The organism is Achromobacter xylosoxidans, assembly GCF_014490035.1.
Classification (GTDB): domain Bacteria; phylum Pseudomonadota; class Gammaproteobacteria; order Burkholderiales; family Burkholderiaceae_B; genus Achromobacter; species Achromobacter bronchisepticus_A.
In genome coordinates this window covers 1,060,474-1,076,926 of the sequence record NZ_CP061008.1, presented here as the reverse complement: position 1 = coordinate 1,076,926, position 16,453 = coordinate 1,060,474, and the positions used below count along the sequence as shown (strand labels likewise).

Sequence of the window (16,453 nt, the reverse complement as noted above, 5' to 3'; positions counted from 1 at the left end):
TCTCAGGAAGTATCCGGTGCAGCTATAATACCGTAACACCTATAGTTACGGTAAATCGATCCCATGGCCAATGACACCCGTCTTGCCCGCCTGCTGCACGTCTTGATCCACATGCATTTGCGCGGCGGCACGACCACTTCTGGAACGCTGGCCCAGATGCTGCATACGAATGAGGTGGTGGTGCGCCGATCCATGGCGGCGCTGCGCACCGCCGGCATGGTGACCTCCACGGGCGGGCGCAATGGCGGCTGGGTGCTGGCCAGGGGACTGGAAACCATCACCGCGCGCGACGTCCATGAAGCCATCGCCCACGGCACGGTCTTTGCCATCGGGCCAGCCGACGACAATCCTGCTTGCCCCGTCGAACGGGCAGCGAACCAGTTGGTGGCGGATTCCCTGCGCGAAGGCGAGCATGCCTTGCTGCAACGCCTGGGCGCGGTATCGCTTGCCGAGCTCGCCGCGGAGATTGCGGCGCGCGAGGAAGGATGACGCGGAGCCTTTATCGTTGTTCCAGCTACTGTTCCTTCAGCCCCAACGACTTCATCAGCGGGGCGAACAATTTCTTTTCGTCCTGCACGCGCGCAGCATAGTCGGCCACGCTCAGCGGTAGCGCCTCGGCGCCCGCATCGAGAAAGCGCGCCTGGATCTCCGGCCGCGCAAGCACCTTGTTGATTTCGGCGTTCATGCGATCGACCACATCATCGCGGGTGCCCGCGGCGGCATACATGCCGAACAGGCTGTCCGCGAAAACACCGTCGATGCCGACCTCGGAAAAGGTTCGTATGTCGGGCGCCACGGCGGCGCGTTGCCGGCTCGCCACCGCCAGTACCTTCAGCTTGCCCGCTTGCACCATGGGAAAGACCGTGGCGGGTCCAAACGCGAAGTCGATCTGACCCGCTGCCAGGTCTTGTATCGCTGGCGCCACGCCGCGATACGGCGCATGGGTGGCCTGCATGCCAGTGGCCTGCTTGAGCAGCTCGCCAGCCAGATGCGGCGTCGTGCCGTTTCCTGCCGAACCGTAATTGAGAGGATCGGGCCGCTTGCGCGCGTATGCCACGAACTCTTCGAGCGTATCGACGCCAAGCGAGGACCGGACAAACAGGAACAACTGGCTGTTGGCCAGCAAGGCAACCGGCCGCAGGTCCCGCTGCGGATCGAACGGCATGCTGGTGAACATCAGCGGGTTGACCGATTCGGTCGTCGATGGATTGAGCAGGAAGGTATGGTTGTCTCCACCATTGCGCACCACCTCGGCTCCCGCCACGTTGCCGCCCGCACCGCCGCGATTCTCCACGATAACGGTCTGCTTCAAGGCCTCGGCCAGGTGCGGCTGCACTGTGCGCGCCAGCACGTCGACCAGCCCTCCGGGCGCCAGCCCCACGACCAGGCGCACGGGCTTGACGGGCCAGGCCGGAGATGGCGTTTGCGCATGGCTGCCCGTCGCCCAGCCAGTCAACGCCAGCATCATCATGGCCAGACAACGTCTACGCAACAGCATGCGATTCTCCTTTTGGGGGCTCACCCCGCGATCCCGCGCCCGGTGCGTCATGCCGCACCACTGTGAACCGCCTCGATGCCTCATGCAGCGGCGGCCCTATATCTGCCGCTCATTCTTCACAAAAGTTTAAGCATAAAGAATTCCGGATAACCCTAATTTGCCGGCGACAAGCGCGGCTCGTGGGCCCGGCTTTAGTCCGAAAAAAAAAACGGGATGACTCCAATTCGAGCCTCCCGTTCATATTGCAAGGTCTGTCGTCAAGCGGATTGGCAGCGCGGGCCGCGCCCAAGAAACAGCGGCTTCCCAAGCTTCAGGCGAAGGTTCGATTCCCGAAGGTTCGATTCCCTCCTTTACCCGCTCCAATCCCTCTCTTGATTACGCCACCTCCCACAACGCCGCTGTCAGCCCCAGCAACAGCAGGATCGCCGACGCGATGAACCATCGCACGGTTTTGCGGTATTCATTCTCGGCTTCATCCTCCAAACGCAAGGCGCGGTAAAGAGCTATTACCTGCAGCAGGCTGGCGAGCAACAAGCACACGCCCGGCAGCACGGACAGCGCGCTCCAATCGCCCGGCGCGTCGAAGCCCCAGTAGCGCAGGAAACCCAGCGAAAAGCCCAGCAATACCGTGATGGCCGTAATCAATCCAGCCCGAAAGCCCTGAGGCAGGTCGCGTGGCCTGTGGCTGCGGGTCCGTACCAAGTCGTCGTCCGGCGCTTCCGGTGTCGTCATTGAGATACTCCGCACTGAGTACGCTACGGCCCGCCCGCTACCGGTTCATGTGGGAGGGAAACTGACCTCCTGCCGTCACGCGGGGCCAGGTTGAATTGATTATGGCTGATATCGCAGCGCACTGGGACGGCCGAAGTCGGCAAGCTCAATGAACCTGACGCCTTGCGCCTTCGCTACCCGCAAATATGTAACAGCCCCGCCCTCCCCCCTTGAACCCTAGAACATCATCCCTATAATTAGCACTCGACACCGGTGAGTGCTAACAAGCGTTCCCGGGCCTAACCGATCATTTCCTTCTCTTTTTTGCAACAGGAGTTCCTCATGGCCTTGCGTCCCCTGGGCGATCGCGTGATCGTCAAACGCCTCGAAAACGAGCGCAAGACTGCATCGGGCATCGTTATCCCCGACAGCGCCGCTGAAAAGCCCGATCAGGGTGAAGTCGTGGCCGTCGGCCCCGGCAAGAAGACCGAAGACGGCAAGATCCTGCCGGTCGACCTGAAGGCTGGCGACAAGGTGCTGTTCGGCAAGTACGCCGGCCAGTCCGTGAAGGTTGACGGCGAAGAGCTGCTCGTCATCCGCGAGGACGAAATCCTCGCCGTGGTCCAGTAAACCCCGCCTCAAACGAATTTTCGAAGGAAGCTAAGAAATGGCTGCCAAGCAAGTACTGTTCGGTGACGACGCCCGCGTGCGCATCGTCCGCGGCGTGAATGTTCTCGCCAATGCTGTCAAGACCACCCTGGGCCCCAAGGGTCGCAACGTCGTGCTGGAGCGCTCGTTCGGCGCCCCGACCGTGACCAAGGACGGCGTGTCCGTCGCCAAGGAAATCGAACTGAAGGACAAGTTCGAGAACATCGGCGCCCAGCTGGTCAAGGACGTTGCCTCCAAGACCTCCGACAACGCCGGTGACGGCACCACCACCGCCACCGTGCTGGCCCAGGCCATCGTCATGGAAGGCCTGAAGTACGTTGCCGCCGGTTTCAACCCGATCGACCTGAAGCGCGGCATCGACAAGGCTGTCGCCGCCGCCGTCGCCGAACTGAAGAAGCAATCCAAGCCGGTCACGACCAGCAAGGAAATCGCCCAGGTCGGCTCGATCTCCGCCAACAGCGACACCTCCATCGGCCAGATCATCGCTGACGCGATGGACAAGGTCGGCAAGGAAGGCGTCATCACCGTCGAAGACGGCAAGTCGCTGGAAAACGAGCTGGACGTCGTCGAAGGCATGCAATTCGACCGCGGCTACCTGTCGCCCTACTTCATCAACAACCCGGACAAGCAAGTTGCCGCTCTGGAAGATCCGTTTGTCCTGATTTTCGACAAGAAGATCAGCAACATCCGCGACCTGCTGCCCGTGCTGGAACAAGTTGCCAAGTCGAGCCGTCCGCTGCTGATCATCGCTGAAGACGTCGAAGGCGAAGCCCTGGCCACCCTGGTTGTGAACAACATCCGCGGCATCCTGAAGACGACCGCCGTCAAGGCTCCTGGCTTCGGCGACCGCCGCAAGGCCATGCTGGAAGACATCGCCATCCTGACGGGCGGCACGGTGATCTCCGAAGAAACCGGCATGTCGCTGGAAAAGGCCGGCCTGGCTGAACTGGGCCAAGCCAAGCGCATCGAAGTGGGCAAGGAAAACACGACCATCATCGACGGCGCTGGCGACAGCAAGTCGATCGAAGCTCGCGTCAAGCAAATCCGCGTCCAGATCGAAGAAGCCACGTCCGACTACGACCGTGAAAAGCTGCAAGAACGCGTGGCCAAGCTGGCCGGCGGCGTTGCCGTGATTCGCGTTGGCGCTGCCACCGAAGTCGAAATGAAGGAAAAGAAGGCTCGCGTCGAAGACGCCCTGCACGCCACCCGCGCTGCAGTGGAAGAAGGCGTTGTGGCTGGCGGCGGCGTTGCTCTGCTGCGCGCCAAGCAAGCCATCGCTGACCTGAAGGGCGACACGCCTGACCAGAACGCCGGCATCAAGCTGATCCTGCGTGCTGTGGAAGAGCCGCTGCGCACCATCGTCACCAACGCCGGCGAAGAAGCCAGCGTGGTCGTCAACACCGTGCTGAACGGCAAGGGCAACTACGGCTACAACGCCGCGACCGGCGAGTACACCGACCTGGTCGAGCAAGGCGTGCTGGATCCCACCAAGGTGACCCGCACCGCCCTGCAGAACGCCGCTTCCGTCGCCAGCCTGCTGCTGACCGCCGAAGCTGCCGTGGTCGAACTGGCCGAAGACAAGCCCGCTGCTCCGGCCATGCCCGGCGGCATGGGCGGCATGGGCGGCATGGACTTCTAAGTCCCGCCATCCTTGCAAGGCCTCCCCGGCTCCGGCCGGGGAATGCAGTATCCCGAAAAACCCCCGGTCCTTCGCCCCGGGGGTTTTTCTTTTTCCGCAACGCGGCCTCGCCAAAGAACACGTTTGCGCACAATCTGCGGGTTTCGCCGCAGCGCATGCGTCCCTACAATGAAGGCTCTCCCAGAACGAGCCGAGTCCCATGCGTTTGCCCCCGACCCTGTTGCGCGCCCTGCGTCCGTCCGAAATCGGCGGGCTGTTGATGGACTCGGCCAAACAGTGGTCCACCCATCGCGCGTCCAGCAAGGGCGCGGCGCTGGCGCTGTACATGGTGTTTTCGCTGGCGCCCATGCTGATCCTGGTGATCGCGGTGGCGGGCGCGTTTTTCGGCGAAGATGCGGTGCGCTCGGAGCTGTTCTCGCAGCTGCGCGACCTGACCGGCGAGCGCGGCGCGGAAGTCATCCAGACGGTGCTGGCCAGCGCCCATGAATCGGGCAAGGGCTGGATCGCCGCGCTGATCTCGATTTTCGTGCTGATCTTCAGCGCCACCACGGCCTTCGCGGAACTGAAGGCCAGCCTGGACGAATTGTGGGAAGTCTCCGCGAACCAGAAAAGCGGGCTGCACAGCATGGTCCGCAGCCGCATGCTGTCGTTCGGCCTGGTGCTGGTGCTGGCGCTGTTCCTCTTGATATCGCTGACGGTGAACGCCGCGCTTGGGGCCGCGCGCGGCTATTACGGCGATCTATGGACGGCTTCGTCCTTCGCCCTGGTGGCGGAGTGGATCTCCAGCCTGTTTTCCTTCTCCATCGTGGTGGCGCTGTTCGCGGTCATCTACAAGCTGCTGCCCAGCGCGAAGATCTCGTGGCCAGACGTGATTCCGGGCGCCATCGTGACGGCGGCGCTGTTCCTGGTGGGCAAGTGGGGCATCGGCGTCTATCTCAGCCGGGGCGCGGCGGTGTCCGCCTATGGAGCGGCGGGATCGCTGATCGCGCTGTTGCTGTGGATCTACTATTCGGCGCAGATCTTTTTCTTCGGCGCGGTATTCACGCGCCAGTTCGCGCTGCGCTTCGGCCGGAAAAGCGCGCCCGCGGCGGAATCGACACCCGCAGCGGACGCCTGAACCCGACGCTCTCAGGCGGCGTCGTCCTGCGGCTCCAAGCCCGCCATCAGGCGCAGGCATTTCAAGAAGACCGGCCGCAGATCTTCTGGGATGGGCGCCAGCACCTCCGCCTCCACGGCGGCATCCTGCGGCAGGATGCGCGCCAACAGGGCAATGCCCTCTTCCGTGATCTCCAGCGCATAGGCGCGCCCGTCCTGGGCCGAACGCTTGCGGCGCACGTAGCCCTTTTTGGTCATGCGCGCGATCATTTCAGCGAAGGAATTGCGGTCCAGCGCGATAAGTTCGGCGATGCGGTTCTGGGTCGCACCCGGATTCTGGTAGACGGTGATCAGCAACGCCTTCTGGCGCGGGGTCAGGTCTTCGTCGGGAAAGGCCTGGGCAAACAGGGCTTCGGCGCGGAAGTGGGCCCGGCGCAGCAGATGCGATGCAACCTGGGTCAGGTCGAATGCCTGCAGGGCCTGGGCTGCGGCCTGCTTGGCGGGGATACGTCGGGATGCAGCAGTCATCGGGCTTCCAAGGAATGGGTGTCAGCGGTCATGACATGGCGCCGCAATGCCATAAGATAGCTCACACCCCTTTCAGACTTCATCATGTCCTGCCTTTCCGGTAGTCGGTCAAGCCCACGCCGGTATGGCGCTTGAAGAACTTGCCCAAATAGGAGGCGTCAGCGAAATGCAGCTCCTCCGCAATCTGCTGCACGGATATCCTGGGCTGGGTAAGGCGCTTTTTAATCTCCAGCACGACCTGCCTGTCGATCAGCGTTTTGGGCGCGTCGTTGAAGAATCTCCTGCTCAACTGCGACAGGTAGTACGGAGTGATGTGCAGCAGCCCTGCATAGAATGCCACGCCGCGCTGTTGCACGCAGTGCTGCGAGATCAGTTCCCAGAATTTCCAGCAGACCGCTTCCGATCTGCTGAAGTCATTCCTCATGCCGGCCCCAAGGCCGTCTGTCTTTTCACAGATCCACAAGAACAGGTTCTGGACATGGTTGACGATCATGGTCCGCTGGTAGGTGACGCACTGCTCATGGATCAGCGCCGCCTGGCCTTCCCAGGCCTTTGAATACTGCGGCGACAGCTTTTCGGCAGCGAAGAACGGCGAACGGCTCAAGAAAGAAAACAGGCTGTTGGGCAGGGCGTGCGCAATCTCCGCAGCGATGGACCGGTTCATCAAATAGCAGGCGCATGAATAGTCATCCGACTTGCGTTTGATGAGCGCGATGGAATCTTCCGCCAGGACCAGCAGATCGTTTTTCTTCATCCGGTGCGGCTTGAAGTTCACTTCCCACTCGGCGCTGCCCTCGCGGCAGATCAACACCACCACATACGCCAACGCCAAGGGGTGACCCACCTGTGCGTCGAAGCTATTGAGGCCGATGGCCAGGTCTTCGATGCCTGTATCCGAGAGTTGAGAGAGTGTTTTCATTTACGCTGAAATATTAAATCTTCACCCATGAATTTCCGCAATTTTGTTTTCAAAATTACCTAATCTACTCAACTCTGTCTATTATCAGTTGCACCCTCGGATCCTAGAATTGCAGCTGCTGTTTTCATTGCTGAAAGGAAGGGAAATCATGCTGCGCACCGAACGCCTCATCTTGCGGCCCTGGCACACCGACGACGCGCCGAGCCTGTTTAAGTATGCATGCGACGAACGGATCGGCCCCGCCGCGGGCTGGCCTGCTCATACAAGCGTCGAACATAGCCGGGAGATCATCCAGACGGTTTTTTCGCGGCCACTGGCCTATGCCTTGACAAAGAAGGAAGACAACACCGCCATAGGCCTGGTGGCGTTGCTCATGGGGAAGGACAGCAATTTCGACATTGCCGACGACGAAGCCGAAATCGCGTATTGGATCGGCGTACCGTTCTGGGGCCAGGGGTTGATTCCTGAAGCCGTCAGGGCACTGATGCGCCACGGGTTTGAAACGTTGAACTTCAACGCGCTATGGTGCGGCTATTTCGCCGACAACGAAAAATCGCGCAAAGCCCAGGAAAAGTGCGGCTTCAAGCACCATCACACCGAGGAGAACAAGTTCAATCAGTTCATGAACGACTACCGGACGGAGCATGTCAGCCGCATCGGCAAGGAAGAATGGCAGACCCTGACGGCTTCGGAATCGCATTGACTTGAGACGGGGCGCTGTCTATGATCCAAAATATAGTACGTATACGTATTTATTTTGCATCCCGACCTGGCCCTGCACATGACGATCCGACAATTGCGCAACTACATCGACGGCCGCTTTGAAGACGGCGCGTCCACCTTCGACAAGCACAGCCCGGTGGACGGGCGCCTGATCGCCCAGGTCCACGAAGCCAGCCGCGATCAGGTCGACCGCGCGGTGGCGGCGGCGCACCGCGCCCTGCCCGCCTGGGCCGGACTGCCGGTAGCCGAGCGCACCGACCATCTGCTGGCGCTGGCCGACGGCATCGCGCGACGCTTCGACGATTTCCTGCAGGCCGAGATCGGCGACACCGGCAAGCCGGTGGGCTGGGCCGGCAAGATCGACATTCCGCGCGGCGCGGCCAATTTCCGCGCCTTCGCGGAACTGGCTCGCACGCTGGACATGGAAAGCTACATGACGGACACGCCGGATGGCCGCCAGGCGCTGAACTACGCCTACCGCAAGCCGCTGGGCGTGGTGGGCGTGATTTCACCCTGGAACCTGCCGCTGCTGTTGCTGACCTGGAAGGTGGCGCCGGCGCTGGCGTTCGGCAATACGGTGATCATGAAGCCGTCCGAAGTCACGCCTTCCACGGCCACGCTGCTGGCCGAGGTCGCGCATGAAGCCGGGCTGCCGGCCGGCGTGCTGAATCTGGCGCATGGTTTCGGCCCGGACTCGGCGGGCGAATTCATGACCACGCATCCGGATATCGACGGCATTACCTTCACCGGCGAATCCGCCACGGGCGCGGCCATCATGCGGGCCGTGGCGCCGGGCGTGAAGCCGGTGTCCTTCGAGCTGGGCGGCAAGAACGCGGCGCTGGTGTTCGCCGATGCGGATTTCGACGCCGCGGTGGACGGCGTGACGCAATCGGTGTTCGCCAATTGCGGCCAGGTCTGCCTGTGCACCGAGCGCGTCTACGTCGAACGCCCGATCTACGAGCGCTTCGTCGCCGCGCTGGCGGCGCGCGCCGACGCCTTGCGCATCGGCTGGCCGATGGATCCGGCCACCGAGATGGGACCGCTGGTGTCGCGCGAGCATCGCGATAAGGTGCTGTCGTACTTCGCCCTGGCGCGCGAGGAAGGCGCGACGGTGGCGGCCGGCGGCGGCGTGCCGGTATTCGGCGACGCGCGCGATGAAGGCGCCTATGTGCAGCCCACGATCTGGACCGGCCTGCCCGAGACCGCCCGCTGCATCAAGGAGGAAGTCTTCGGCCCGGTCTGCCACGTGGCGCCCTTCGACACAGAAGAAGAAGCCATCCGCCTGGCCAACGACACGCGCTACGGCCTGGCCGCGGCCGTCTGGACGCAGAATCTCACGCGCGGCCACCGCGTGGCGCAGGCCATGAAGGTTGGCCTGGCCTGGGTCAACTGCTGGTTCCTGCGCGACCTGCGCACGCCGTTCGGCGGCAGCGGCCTCTCGGGCATCGGCCGCGAAGGTGGCCGCCATTCGCTGCATTTCTATACCGAACCGACCAATGTCTGCATTAAGCTCTGACCCACCCCACGCAAAGGAAGATGCGATGAACCCACCCCAGCCCGGCGTCAGCGCCACCGTCGTCGCAGGCAAGGCCACGCCGCGCGGCAAGTATCCGCACATCAAGCGCGCCGGCGATTTCCTGTATGTCTCCGGCACCAGCTCGCGCCTGCCCGACAACCGCATCGCGGGCGCCGAGGTCGATGCGATGGGCACCGCCACGCTGGACATCCGGGCGCAGACGCGCGCCGTCATCGAAAACATCCGCGACATCCTGGCAACGGCCGATGCGACGCTGGCCGACGTGGTCGAGATCAGCACCTTCCTCGTCAACATGAACGATTTCGGCGGCTACAACCAGGTGTATGGCGAGTACTTCGACTCCGACGGCCCGGCCCGCACCACCGTCGCCGTGCATCAGCTGCCGCATCCGCAGCTGCTGATCGAGATCAAGGCGGTCGCCTACAAGCCGCAGGCGCGCTAGCGGCGCATGTCGGACTTCCGCATTACGCCCAACGCGCTCAGCCGCAAGCTGAAGCTGCACCAGTTGCAGGTGTTCGAGCGCGTGCTGGCGTGCCGTTCACTGTCGCGCGCCGCCAGCGAATTGCATCTGACCCAGCCCACCGTCACCAAGGCCATCCACGAACTGGAGACCTTCTTCGGCGCGTCCTTGTTCGACCGCTCCAACCGCGGCGTGACGCCGACGGAGCTGGCCGTGGTGCTGGGCCGCCGGGTCCAGGCCATGATGGCCGAGATCCGCTACATGGCCGACGACATCGATGCGGTGCTGGGCGGGGCCAGCGGCCATGTGGTGGTGGGCACGCTCATCGCCGCGTCGGCCAAGCTGTTGCCCGAGGCGATTGCGCGCCTGATGACTGCGCACCCCGGCATCCAGGTCAGCGTGCGCGAAGGGCCGACCTCCCAGCTGCTGCCAGCGCTGGCCACGGGCGATCTGGACATCGTGGTCGGCCGCTTGCCCGGCGCCGACATGGCATCGATCTCCGGCGTGGCGGTGGACCACCACAAGCTGTACCGGGAAGAGCTGTGCCTGGTGGCGCGCGCCGCCCATCCCCTGGCCGGCGCGCCGCCCGCGCCGCTGGCCGCGCTGACCGATCACATCTGGATCCTGCCCGCCTCCAGCTCGCCGCTGCGCGCCTCGATCGAGCGCAGCTTCCTGGACGCCGGCCTGCGCCTGCCGGCCAGGCATGTCGAATCGCTATCGCTCCTGACCAACATCGGCGTGCTCATGCACAGCGACGCGCTGGCGCTGCTGCCTTATGACGCGGCGGCGCCGTTCCTTGCGACGGGCATGCTGGCCCGCCTGCCCACCAACGCCTTCGGCGCATTCGGCGACGTGGGTTACTCGGTGCGTGCGGACCGCCCGCTGACGCCGGCCTGCCAGCGCCTGGTGGACCATCTGAAGCAGATCGCGGCGCAGCGCGCTGAAACCGTCGGCTGACAGGTGGATCAGGGTTATCCCGCCATAGACAAGCCGCATACCCAACGGCGTAATTTCTATTGTGCAGGCCCGCAAGGTCCCGCCTAGACTGCGGGCTATGGGGCAGCCCCGGTCCGCCCCCAGACTTCCGGAGATCCGCATGCCTGCCTATGGCCCGCCGTTGAATTTCCAGCGCTGGATAGACGACCACGCGCATCTGCTCAAGCCGCCGGTCGGCAACCAGCAGATCTGGCAGGACGCCGACTTCATCGTCACCGTGGTCGGCGGCCCGAACCACCGCACCGACTACCACGACGACCCGCTGGAAGAGTTCTTCTACCAGCTGCGCGGCAACGCCTGGCTGTCGCTGTGGGTGGACGGCAAGCCCGAACGCGTGGACCTGAAGGAAGGCGACATCTTCCTGCTGCCGCCGCACGTGCGGCATTCGCCGCAACGTCCGGAGACCGACAGCGCCTGCCTGGTCATCGAACGCCAGCGCCCGGAAGGCCTGCTGGACGGCTTCGAGTGGTATTGCCCGCAATGCCGCAGCCTGGTGCACCGCGTGGAGGTGCAGCTCAAGAGCATCGTGACCGACCTGCCGCCGCTGTTCCAGGCCTTTTATTCCAGCACCGAGAAACGCACCTGTCCCAGTTGCGGCGAGATCCATCCAGGCAAGGGGCATGCGCCGTCCACGCAGGCGGCTCCGGCCTAGAGGCCATTTCAGCCAGCCCGATCTCGCGGCACGCCGCCGCACGCCCGACCGACTTTTTTCTTTCGCACATGACCCAGAAAATCGATATGCACGCGCACTTCTTCCCGCCGATCACCCGGCAGGAAGCGGCGGCGCTGGACCCCGTCAACGCGCCCTGGCTGCGTCTGGACGGCGGCGGCTCGACCGGCCAGATCATGGCGGGCGAGCGCCCGTTCCGCCCGGTGGACGCCACCTTGTGGGACCCGGCCCTGCGCCTGCAGCAGATGGACCGCAACGGCGTGGACCTGCAGATCCTGTGCGCGACGCCCATCATGTTCGGCTATTCCTATCCCGCCCAGGCAGCGGCCGACTGGGCCGCCCGCATGAACGACCTGGCGCTGGAGCATTGCGCCCATGCGCCAGCGCGCCTGAAGGCGCTGGCGCAAGTGCCGCTGCAGGATCTGGAGCTGGCCTGCAAGGAAGCGTCGCGCGCCCGCGCCGCCGGCCACCTGGGCGTGCAGATCGGCAACCACGTCGGCCCGCGCGACCTGGACGACGAGACCCTGGTGCAGTTCCTGATCCACTGCGCCAACAACCACATCCCGGTGCTGGTGCATCCCTGGGACATGATGACCGACGGCCGCATGCAGAAATGGATGCTGCCGTGGCTGGTCGCCATGCCCGCCGAAACCCAGCTGGGCATCCTGTCGCTGATCCTGTCCGGCGCGTTCGAACGCATCCCGCGCAGCCTGAAGCTCTGTTTCGCGCACGGCGGCGGCAGCTTCGCCTTCCTGCTGGGCCGCGTGGACAATGCCTGGCGCCATCGCGACATCATCCGCCAGGACTGTCCGCAGCTGCCCTCTTCCTACACCAACCGCTTCTACACCGACAGCGCGGTGTTCGACCCGCGCGCGCTGCGCCTGCTGATCGACGTGATGGGCGAAGACCGGGTGCTGCTGGGTTCCGACTATCCCTATCCGCTGGGCGAGCAGGAAGTGGGCAAGCTGGTGACGCACGCCGGCCTGCCGCCGGAAGTGCAGCAGAAGATTCTGAGCCGCAACACGATGGAATTCTTCGGTCTGGTCCCCTGACGCTTCTTGCGTAGCGGGACGGCTGCGATCAGGCCTGGGCCTCCGCCGGCGTGAACGGCGGCGGAGCAAGCCCCAACCTGGCGCTCCATTCGGCCATTTCAGCCTTCAAGGCCGGCGGCACCGGAATCCCCGCGGCCTGGCGCTGCGCCTGCGAGGCCAGTTCCGGATCGCCCGGCATGCGTGGCGATCCGGGCTGTTCCGCCAGTTCGGCCGCCATGCCCGCCGCCACGGCGGCCAACGCCGCGCCGCCCGCGAACCGGGCGGGATCGATGACGATAAAGAACGCCCCGAGTTCGCGCGGACGATCCAGCTGCTCGTACATGGGACCGATGTGCGGTCCATGGGGATTGCCGTTGAGCGGCCCGCACAAGAGTTCGACCATCATCGCCAGGCCGTAGCCCTTGTGGCCGTAGTCGCCGCCCAGCGGCGACAGGGCGCGGACACGCTCCGCGTCGGTCACGTTCCGCCCCTCGGCATCCAGCGCCACGCCAGCGGGCAGTTCGGCGCCGTCGCGACGCGCGTTCATGACCCGGTTCCACGGGATTGAAGTCGTCGCCATGTCCAGGCACAGGGGCTCGCCATCCTGCCTGGGGAAAGCGAAGGAAATGGGATTGGTGCCGAAATACGGTTGCCGGCCGCCGAACGGCGCGGCAATGGCGTCGGAATGCGTGTAGGCCATGCCGATCAGCCCTTGCCGGGCGGCTGCGCGCGTGTACAGGCCGATGGCCCCGCAATGCGACGAATCGCTGACGCCGACCGCGCCCACGCCCGCCTCGCGCGCCAGCGCCATGGCCGTCTGGCTGGCGCGGTGCGCCACCACGATGCCGTGGCCCCTGCCGCCATGCACCTGCGCGGTGGCCGGCCCGCTCTGTTCGATACGGATTTGCGGCCGCGCCAGGATCGAGCCATGGACGACGCGGTTCAGATAGTGCGGCAGCCGCGCGATGCCATGGGAATCAATGCCCCACAAACTGGTCTGCGCCAGGCTGGATGCCAGGCAGCGGGCATCGTCTTCGTTGAAATCCAGACGCCTCAAGCACGCCTCGCCCCATTGCTGCCACTGCGCCGCGTCCACGCATTCCCGCCTTGCCATGCTGTGCTCCTTGTGGATGCCGGCGGCGCGCCGCCAGCGGTCAAGCAGCCGGCACGGGCTGCACGGAGCCTTGCTGGGCCGCGTCCCGCTCCAGCGCCTCCAGCGCGCCCAGCACGCCGAGCGTCCGCAGACGTTCCAGCTGCAGGGCCAGCGCCTCGACAAAGACGGGCTTGCTGCCCAGGTCGCCGAAAACAGGCCGGAATCCCGCCATCACCGTGGCGCGCCGATGCGCTGCCTGGGAGGGGGCCGAAGCCGTTGCGGCGACCTCGGCGCGCGCCAGCAGCTTGGCAAGCGCGCCTGCCAGCGGATCCTGGATGGCATAGGCGTTGCCCTGCTCGTCGTATCCGCGCAAGTAATGCAGCCAGGCGGCCACGGACATCGCCAGCCGGTTGAAATCGTCGCCCCGCTGTTTGCGGTCGCGGATGGCGGCGAGCAGGCGCTGCGGCACCTTCTGCGAACCATCCATCGCGACCTGCCGGGTGAGGTGCGGCAGCGCGGGATTGGACACGCGCGCCAGGAAGCGCTGGCGATATTCATCCAACCCCGACTCCGGAACGCCGCGCAGCGTGGGCGCGAGTTCCAGCCGCATCATGTCGTCGACGTAGCGGCGCAACACCGGCGTGGCGGCGGCCTCGCTATTGGTGCGCAGGCCCAGCATCGAACCCAGGTACGCGAATGCGGAATGCGGCGCGTTGACCATGCGCAGCTTGAGGCGCTCGTAGGGCGCGGCGTTGCGTACGAAGCTCGCGCCGGCCGCGTCCCAGGCGGGCCGGCCGGCGGCGAACTTGTCCTCGATGACCCAGTTCAGGAAGGGTTCTCCCACCACCGGCCAGGCGTCCTCGAATCCCAGGCGCTGCGCCACGCGCGCGCGGTCTTCGTCCTGCGTGCCCGGCACGATGCGGTCCACCATGGAGTTCGGAAAGGTGCAGTGGTTGTCGATCCATGCGGTCAGGCCCACGTCGACCCGCAATGCGAAGGCCAGCACCAGGCTGCGCAGCGTGTCGCCGTTGGCGTGCAGGTTGTCGCAAGACAGCAGCGTGACGGGAGGCAGGCTGCGTTCGCGCCGCAGCGCCAGGCCGTACACCAGCATGCCGATGGTGCTGCGCGGCCTGACCGGATGCGCGAGGTCGTGCACGATGTCCGGGTCGTCCCAACACAAGTGGCCGGTGGACGGTTCGTGGCTGTAGCCCTTCTCGGTGACGGTCAGGCTGACGATGCGGGTCTGGGCGGAGGCAATGCGCTCCAGCACCGCCTGGGGATCTTCCTCGGCCACCACCACCCGCAGCACCGACCCGATCACCCGCAGCTGTTCCCGCAACTGCCCGTCCGCGTCGGCGTCGCGCAGCGCCAGGGTGTACAGGCCGTCCTGCGGCGTCAGCGCATCGCGCGTGGCCGGGCTGCGCAGCGAAACGCCCACGATGCCCCAACTCAGGTCCCCGCTGGCGGCCATGGCCAGGTCCGTCACCGCCGCCTGATGGGCGCGGTGGAAAGCGCCTATGCCCAGATGCACGATGCCGGGCGTGACCCGGCTGCGGTCATAAGCGGGAGATTCCACATCCTCGGGCAGATGCGCCAGGGACTCCGAGTTCAAGCGTTCGAGCATGGATTACCAGTGCCATAGTGCGCCATCATGCGCCTGCCGGTTGACCGGCAGGTAGGCGCGTTGGTAGGGATATCTGGCGGCGAGCTTTTCGTCGATGTCGACACCATGGCCCGGCGCGTCGCCAGGGTATAGCATGCCTTGGTTGAAGCTGTAAGCATGGGGAAACACCGCGTCCGTTTCGTCCGTGTGCCGCATGTACTCCTGGATGCCGAAATTCGGCACCCACAGGTCGAAGTGCAGCGCCGCGCCCATGCAGGCCGGCGACAGGTCGGTGGCGCCATGGCAGCCGGTCCGCACCTGATAGAGCGCGGCCAGATCGGCGATGCGGCGCAGATGCGTGATGCCGCCCGCATGCACCACCGTGGCGCGGATGTAGTCGATCAGCTGGTTCTCGATCAGGTCCTTGCAATCCCAGATGGTGTTGAAGACTTCGCCCACCGCGATCGGCGTGACCGTGTGCTGGCGGATCAGGCGGAAGGCTTCCTGGTTTTCCGCGGGCGTTGCGTCCTCCATCCAGAACAGGCGGTAAGGCTCCAGCGACTTGCCCAGGCGGCCGGCCTCGATGGGCGTGAGCCGGTGATGCACATCATGCAGCAGGTGGGTGTCCCAGCCCACCGCATCGCGCACCCGCTGGAACAGGCGCGGCGCGTGGTCCAGGTATTTTTCCGTGGACCAGTCATGTTCTGACGGCAGCGAGCCGTCGGCGGGTTCGTAGAACATGCGGCCGCGCCCCACCCCGTAGACCGAGTTCAGGCCCGGCACCCCGCTTTGCGCGCGGATGGCCAGGTAGCCCATTTCGCGGTAGCGCAACACCTCGTCCACGGTTTCGTCGATGTCGCGGCCATTGGCGTGGCCGTAGACCATGACACCCGAGCGGCTCTTGCCGCCCAGCAGCTGGTACAGCGGCATGTTGGCGGCCTTGGCCTTGATGTCCCACAAGGCCGTGTCCACGGCAGCGATGGCGGACATGGTGACCGGACCGCGCCGCCAATATGCGCCGCGGTACAGGTACTGCCAGATATCCTCGATCTGCTGCGGATCGCGGCCGATCAGGCAGGGAATCACGTGCTCGGTCAGGTAGGCCGCCACGGCCAGTTCGCGGCCGTTGAGCGTGGCATCGCCGATGCCGTACAGGCCTTCATCGGTTTCGATCTTCAAGGTGACGAAGTTGCGGCCGGGGCTGCAAACGATGACGCGCGCTTGGGTAATCTTCATGGATGGTCCCGTGGAATGCTGGAAACTCCCGGACGGCGCCGGGCG

17 protein-coding genes are annotated in these 16,453 nt (G+C 64.9%); 10 read left to right on the top strand and 7 right to left on the bottom strand.

The annotated features are described in order from the left end of the window. Positions 1–63 precede the first annotated feature (63 nt). Positions 64–489 carry an RrF2 family transcriptional regulator gene (locus tag IAG39_RS04920; RefSeq protein ID WP_059371409.1) on the top strand — a complete coding sequence of 142 codons (426 nt, stop codon included), beginning with the start codon at positions 64–66 and terminating at the stop codon, positions 487–489. A 25-nt stretch (positions 490–514) separates the two neighbouring features. On the opposite strand, the gene IAG39_RS04915 is transcribed toward IAG39_RS04920, so the two are convergent. Both IAG39_RS04915 and IAG39_RS04910 read right to left on the bottom strand, forming a co-directional pair. After that, the gene (locus tag IAG39_RS04915) at positions 515–1,498 is read right to left on the bottom strand and encodes a Bug family tripartite tricarboxylate transporter substrate binding protein (RefSeq protein ID WP_118931343.1); all 984 of its coding nucleotides are present in this window, start codon (positions 1,496–1,498) and stop codon (positions 515–517) included. 375 nt (positions 1,499–1,873) lie between these two features. Beyond that, on the bottom strand, positions 1,874–2,230 hold the full coding sequence (locus IAG39_RS04910) for a hypothetical protein (protein WP_118931344.1): 357 nt from the start codon (positions 2,228–2,230) through the stop codon (positions 1,874–1,876). Between the two features lie 321 nt (positions 2,231–2,551). Here IAG39_RS04910 and groES point away from each other — a divergent pair, with 321 nt between their 5' ends. The 3 genes from groES (at position 2,552) to IAG39_RS04895 (ending at position 5,634) form a co-directional block, all read left to right on the top strand. Further along, positions 2,552–2,839, top strand: coding sequence for a co-chaperone GroES (gene groES, locus IAG39_RS04905; RefSeq protein ID WP_006221616.1), 288 nt, complete (start codon positions 2,552–2,554; stop codon positions 2,837–2,839). Positions 2,840–2,876: 37 nt separating this feature from the next. Then, a complete protein-coding gene (gene groL, locus IAG39_RS04900) occupies positions 2,877–4,517 on the top strand; it encodes a chaperonin GroEL (protein ID WP_054451905.1) in 1,641 nt (546 codons plus the stop codon). A gap of 199 nt (positions 4,518–4,716) precedes the next feature. Continuing rightward, positions 4,717–5,634 carry a YihY/virulence factor BrkB family protein gene (locus IAG39_RS04895; protein ID WP_059371386.1) on the top strand — a complete coding sequence of 306 codons (918 nt, stop codon included), beginning with the start codon at positions 4,717–4,719 and terminating at the stop codon, positions 5,632–5,634. An 11-nt stretch (positions 5,635–5,645) separates the two neighbouring features. Here the strand turns inward: IAG39_RS04895 and IAG39_RS04890 are convergent, their stop codons facing one another. Continuing rightward, positions 5,646–6,140 (bottom strand): MarR family winged helix-turn-helix transcriptional regulator, encoded by a 495-nt coding sequence (locus IAG39_RS04890; RefSeq protein WP_059371385.1) that lies wholly within the window; start codon positions 6,138–6,140, stop codon positions 5,646–5,648. Between the two features lie 82 nt (positions 6,141–6,222). Continuing rightward, entirely contained in the window at positions 6,223–7,059 is an 837-nt protein-coding gene (locus IAG39_RS04885; RefSeq protein WP_118931345.1) for a helix-turn-helix domain-containing protein, read from the bottom strand. A gap of 148 nt (positions 7,060–7,207) precedes the next feature. On the opposite strand from IAG39_RS04885, the gene IAG39_RS04880 reads away from it, so the two are divergent. The 6 genes from IAG39_RS04880 to IAG39_RS04855 all read left to right on the top strand — a co-directional run bounded on the left by IAG39_RS04880 (position 7,208) and on the right by IAG39_RS04855 (position 12,497). Then, the gene (locus IAG39_RS04880; protein ID WP_191295102.1) at positions 7,208–7,762 is read left to right on the top strand and encodes a GNAT family N-acetyltransferase; all 555 of its coding nucleotides are present in this window, start codon (positions 7,208–7,210) and stop codon (positions 7,760–7,762) included. Between the two features lie 78 nt (positions 7,763–7,840). Beyond that, positions 7,841–9,298 carry a 2-hydroxymuconic semialdehyde dehydrogenase gene (locus IAG39_RS04875; protein WP_118931428.1) on the top strand — a complete coding sequence of 486 codons (1,458 nt, stop codon included), beginning with the start codon at positions 7,841–7,843 and terminating at the stop codon, positions 9,296–9,298. Between the two features lie 25 nt (positions 9,299–9,323). Beyond that, the gene (locus IAG39_RS04870; RefSeq protein ID WP_059371383.1) at positions 9,324–9,761 is read left to right on the top strand and encodes a RidA family protein; all 438 of its coding nucleotides are present in this window, start codon (positions 9,324–9,326) and stop codon (positions 9,759–9,761) included. 6 nt (positions 9,762–9,767) lie between these two features. Next, on the top strand, positions 9,768–10,736 hold the full coding sequence (locus IAG39_RS04865) for a LysR substrate-binding domain-containing protein (protein ID WP_059371382.1): 969 nt from the start codon (positions 9,768–9,770) through the stop codon (positions 10,734–10,736). Positions 10,737–10,875: 139 nt separating this feature from the next. Continuing rightward, on the top strand, positions 10,876–11,427 hold the full coding sequence (locus tag IAG39_RS04860) for a 3-hydroxyanthranilate 3,4-dioxygenase (protein WP_059371381.1): 552 nt from the start codon (positions 10,876–10,878) through the stop codon (positions 11,425–11,427). Between the two features lie 68 nt (positions 11,428–11,495). Further along, positions 11,496–12,497 (top strand): amidohydrolase family protein, encoded by a 1,002-nt coding sequence (locus tag IAG39_RS04855; protein WP_118931346.1) that lies wholly within the window; start codon positions 11,496–11,498, stop codon positions 12,495–12,497. A gap of 28 nt (positions 12,498–12,525) precedes the next feature. Here the strand turns inward: IAG39_RS04855 and IAG39_RS04850 are convergent, their stop codons facing one another. The 3 genes from IAG39_RS04850 to manD are packed head-to-tail and all read right to left on the bottom strand — an operon-like array spanning position 12,526 to position 16,408. Next, positions 12,526–13,590, bottom strand: a complete 1,065-nt coding sequence (locus tag IAG39_RS04850) for an Ldh family oxidoreductase (RefSeq protein WP_059371379.1) — start codon at positions 13,588–13,590, stop codon at positions 12,526–12,528. Positions 13,591–13,630: 40 nt separating this feature from the next. After that, on the bottom strand, positions 13,631–15,193 hold the full coding sequence (locus tag IAG39_RS04845; RefSeq protein ID WP_118931347.1) for a mannitol dehydrogenase family protein: 1,563 nt from the start codon (positions 15,191–15,193) through the stop codon (positions 13,631–13,633). 3 nt (positions 15,194–15,196) lie between these two features. Continuing rightward, a complete protein-coding gene (manD, locus tag IAG39_RS04840; RefSeq protein ID WP_059371377.1) occupies positions 15,197–16,408 on the bottom strand; it encodes a D-mannonate dehydratase ManD in 1,212 nt (403 codons plus the stop codon). Positions 16,409–16,453: the final 45 nt, after the last annotated feature.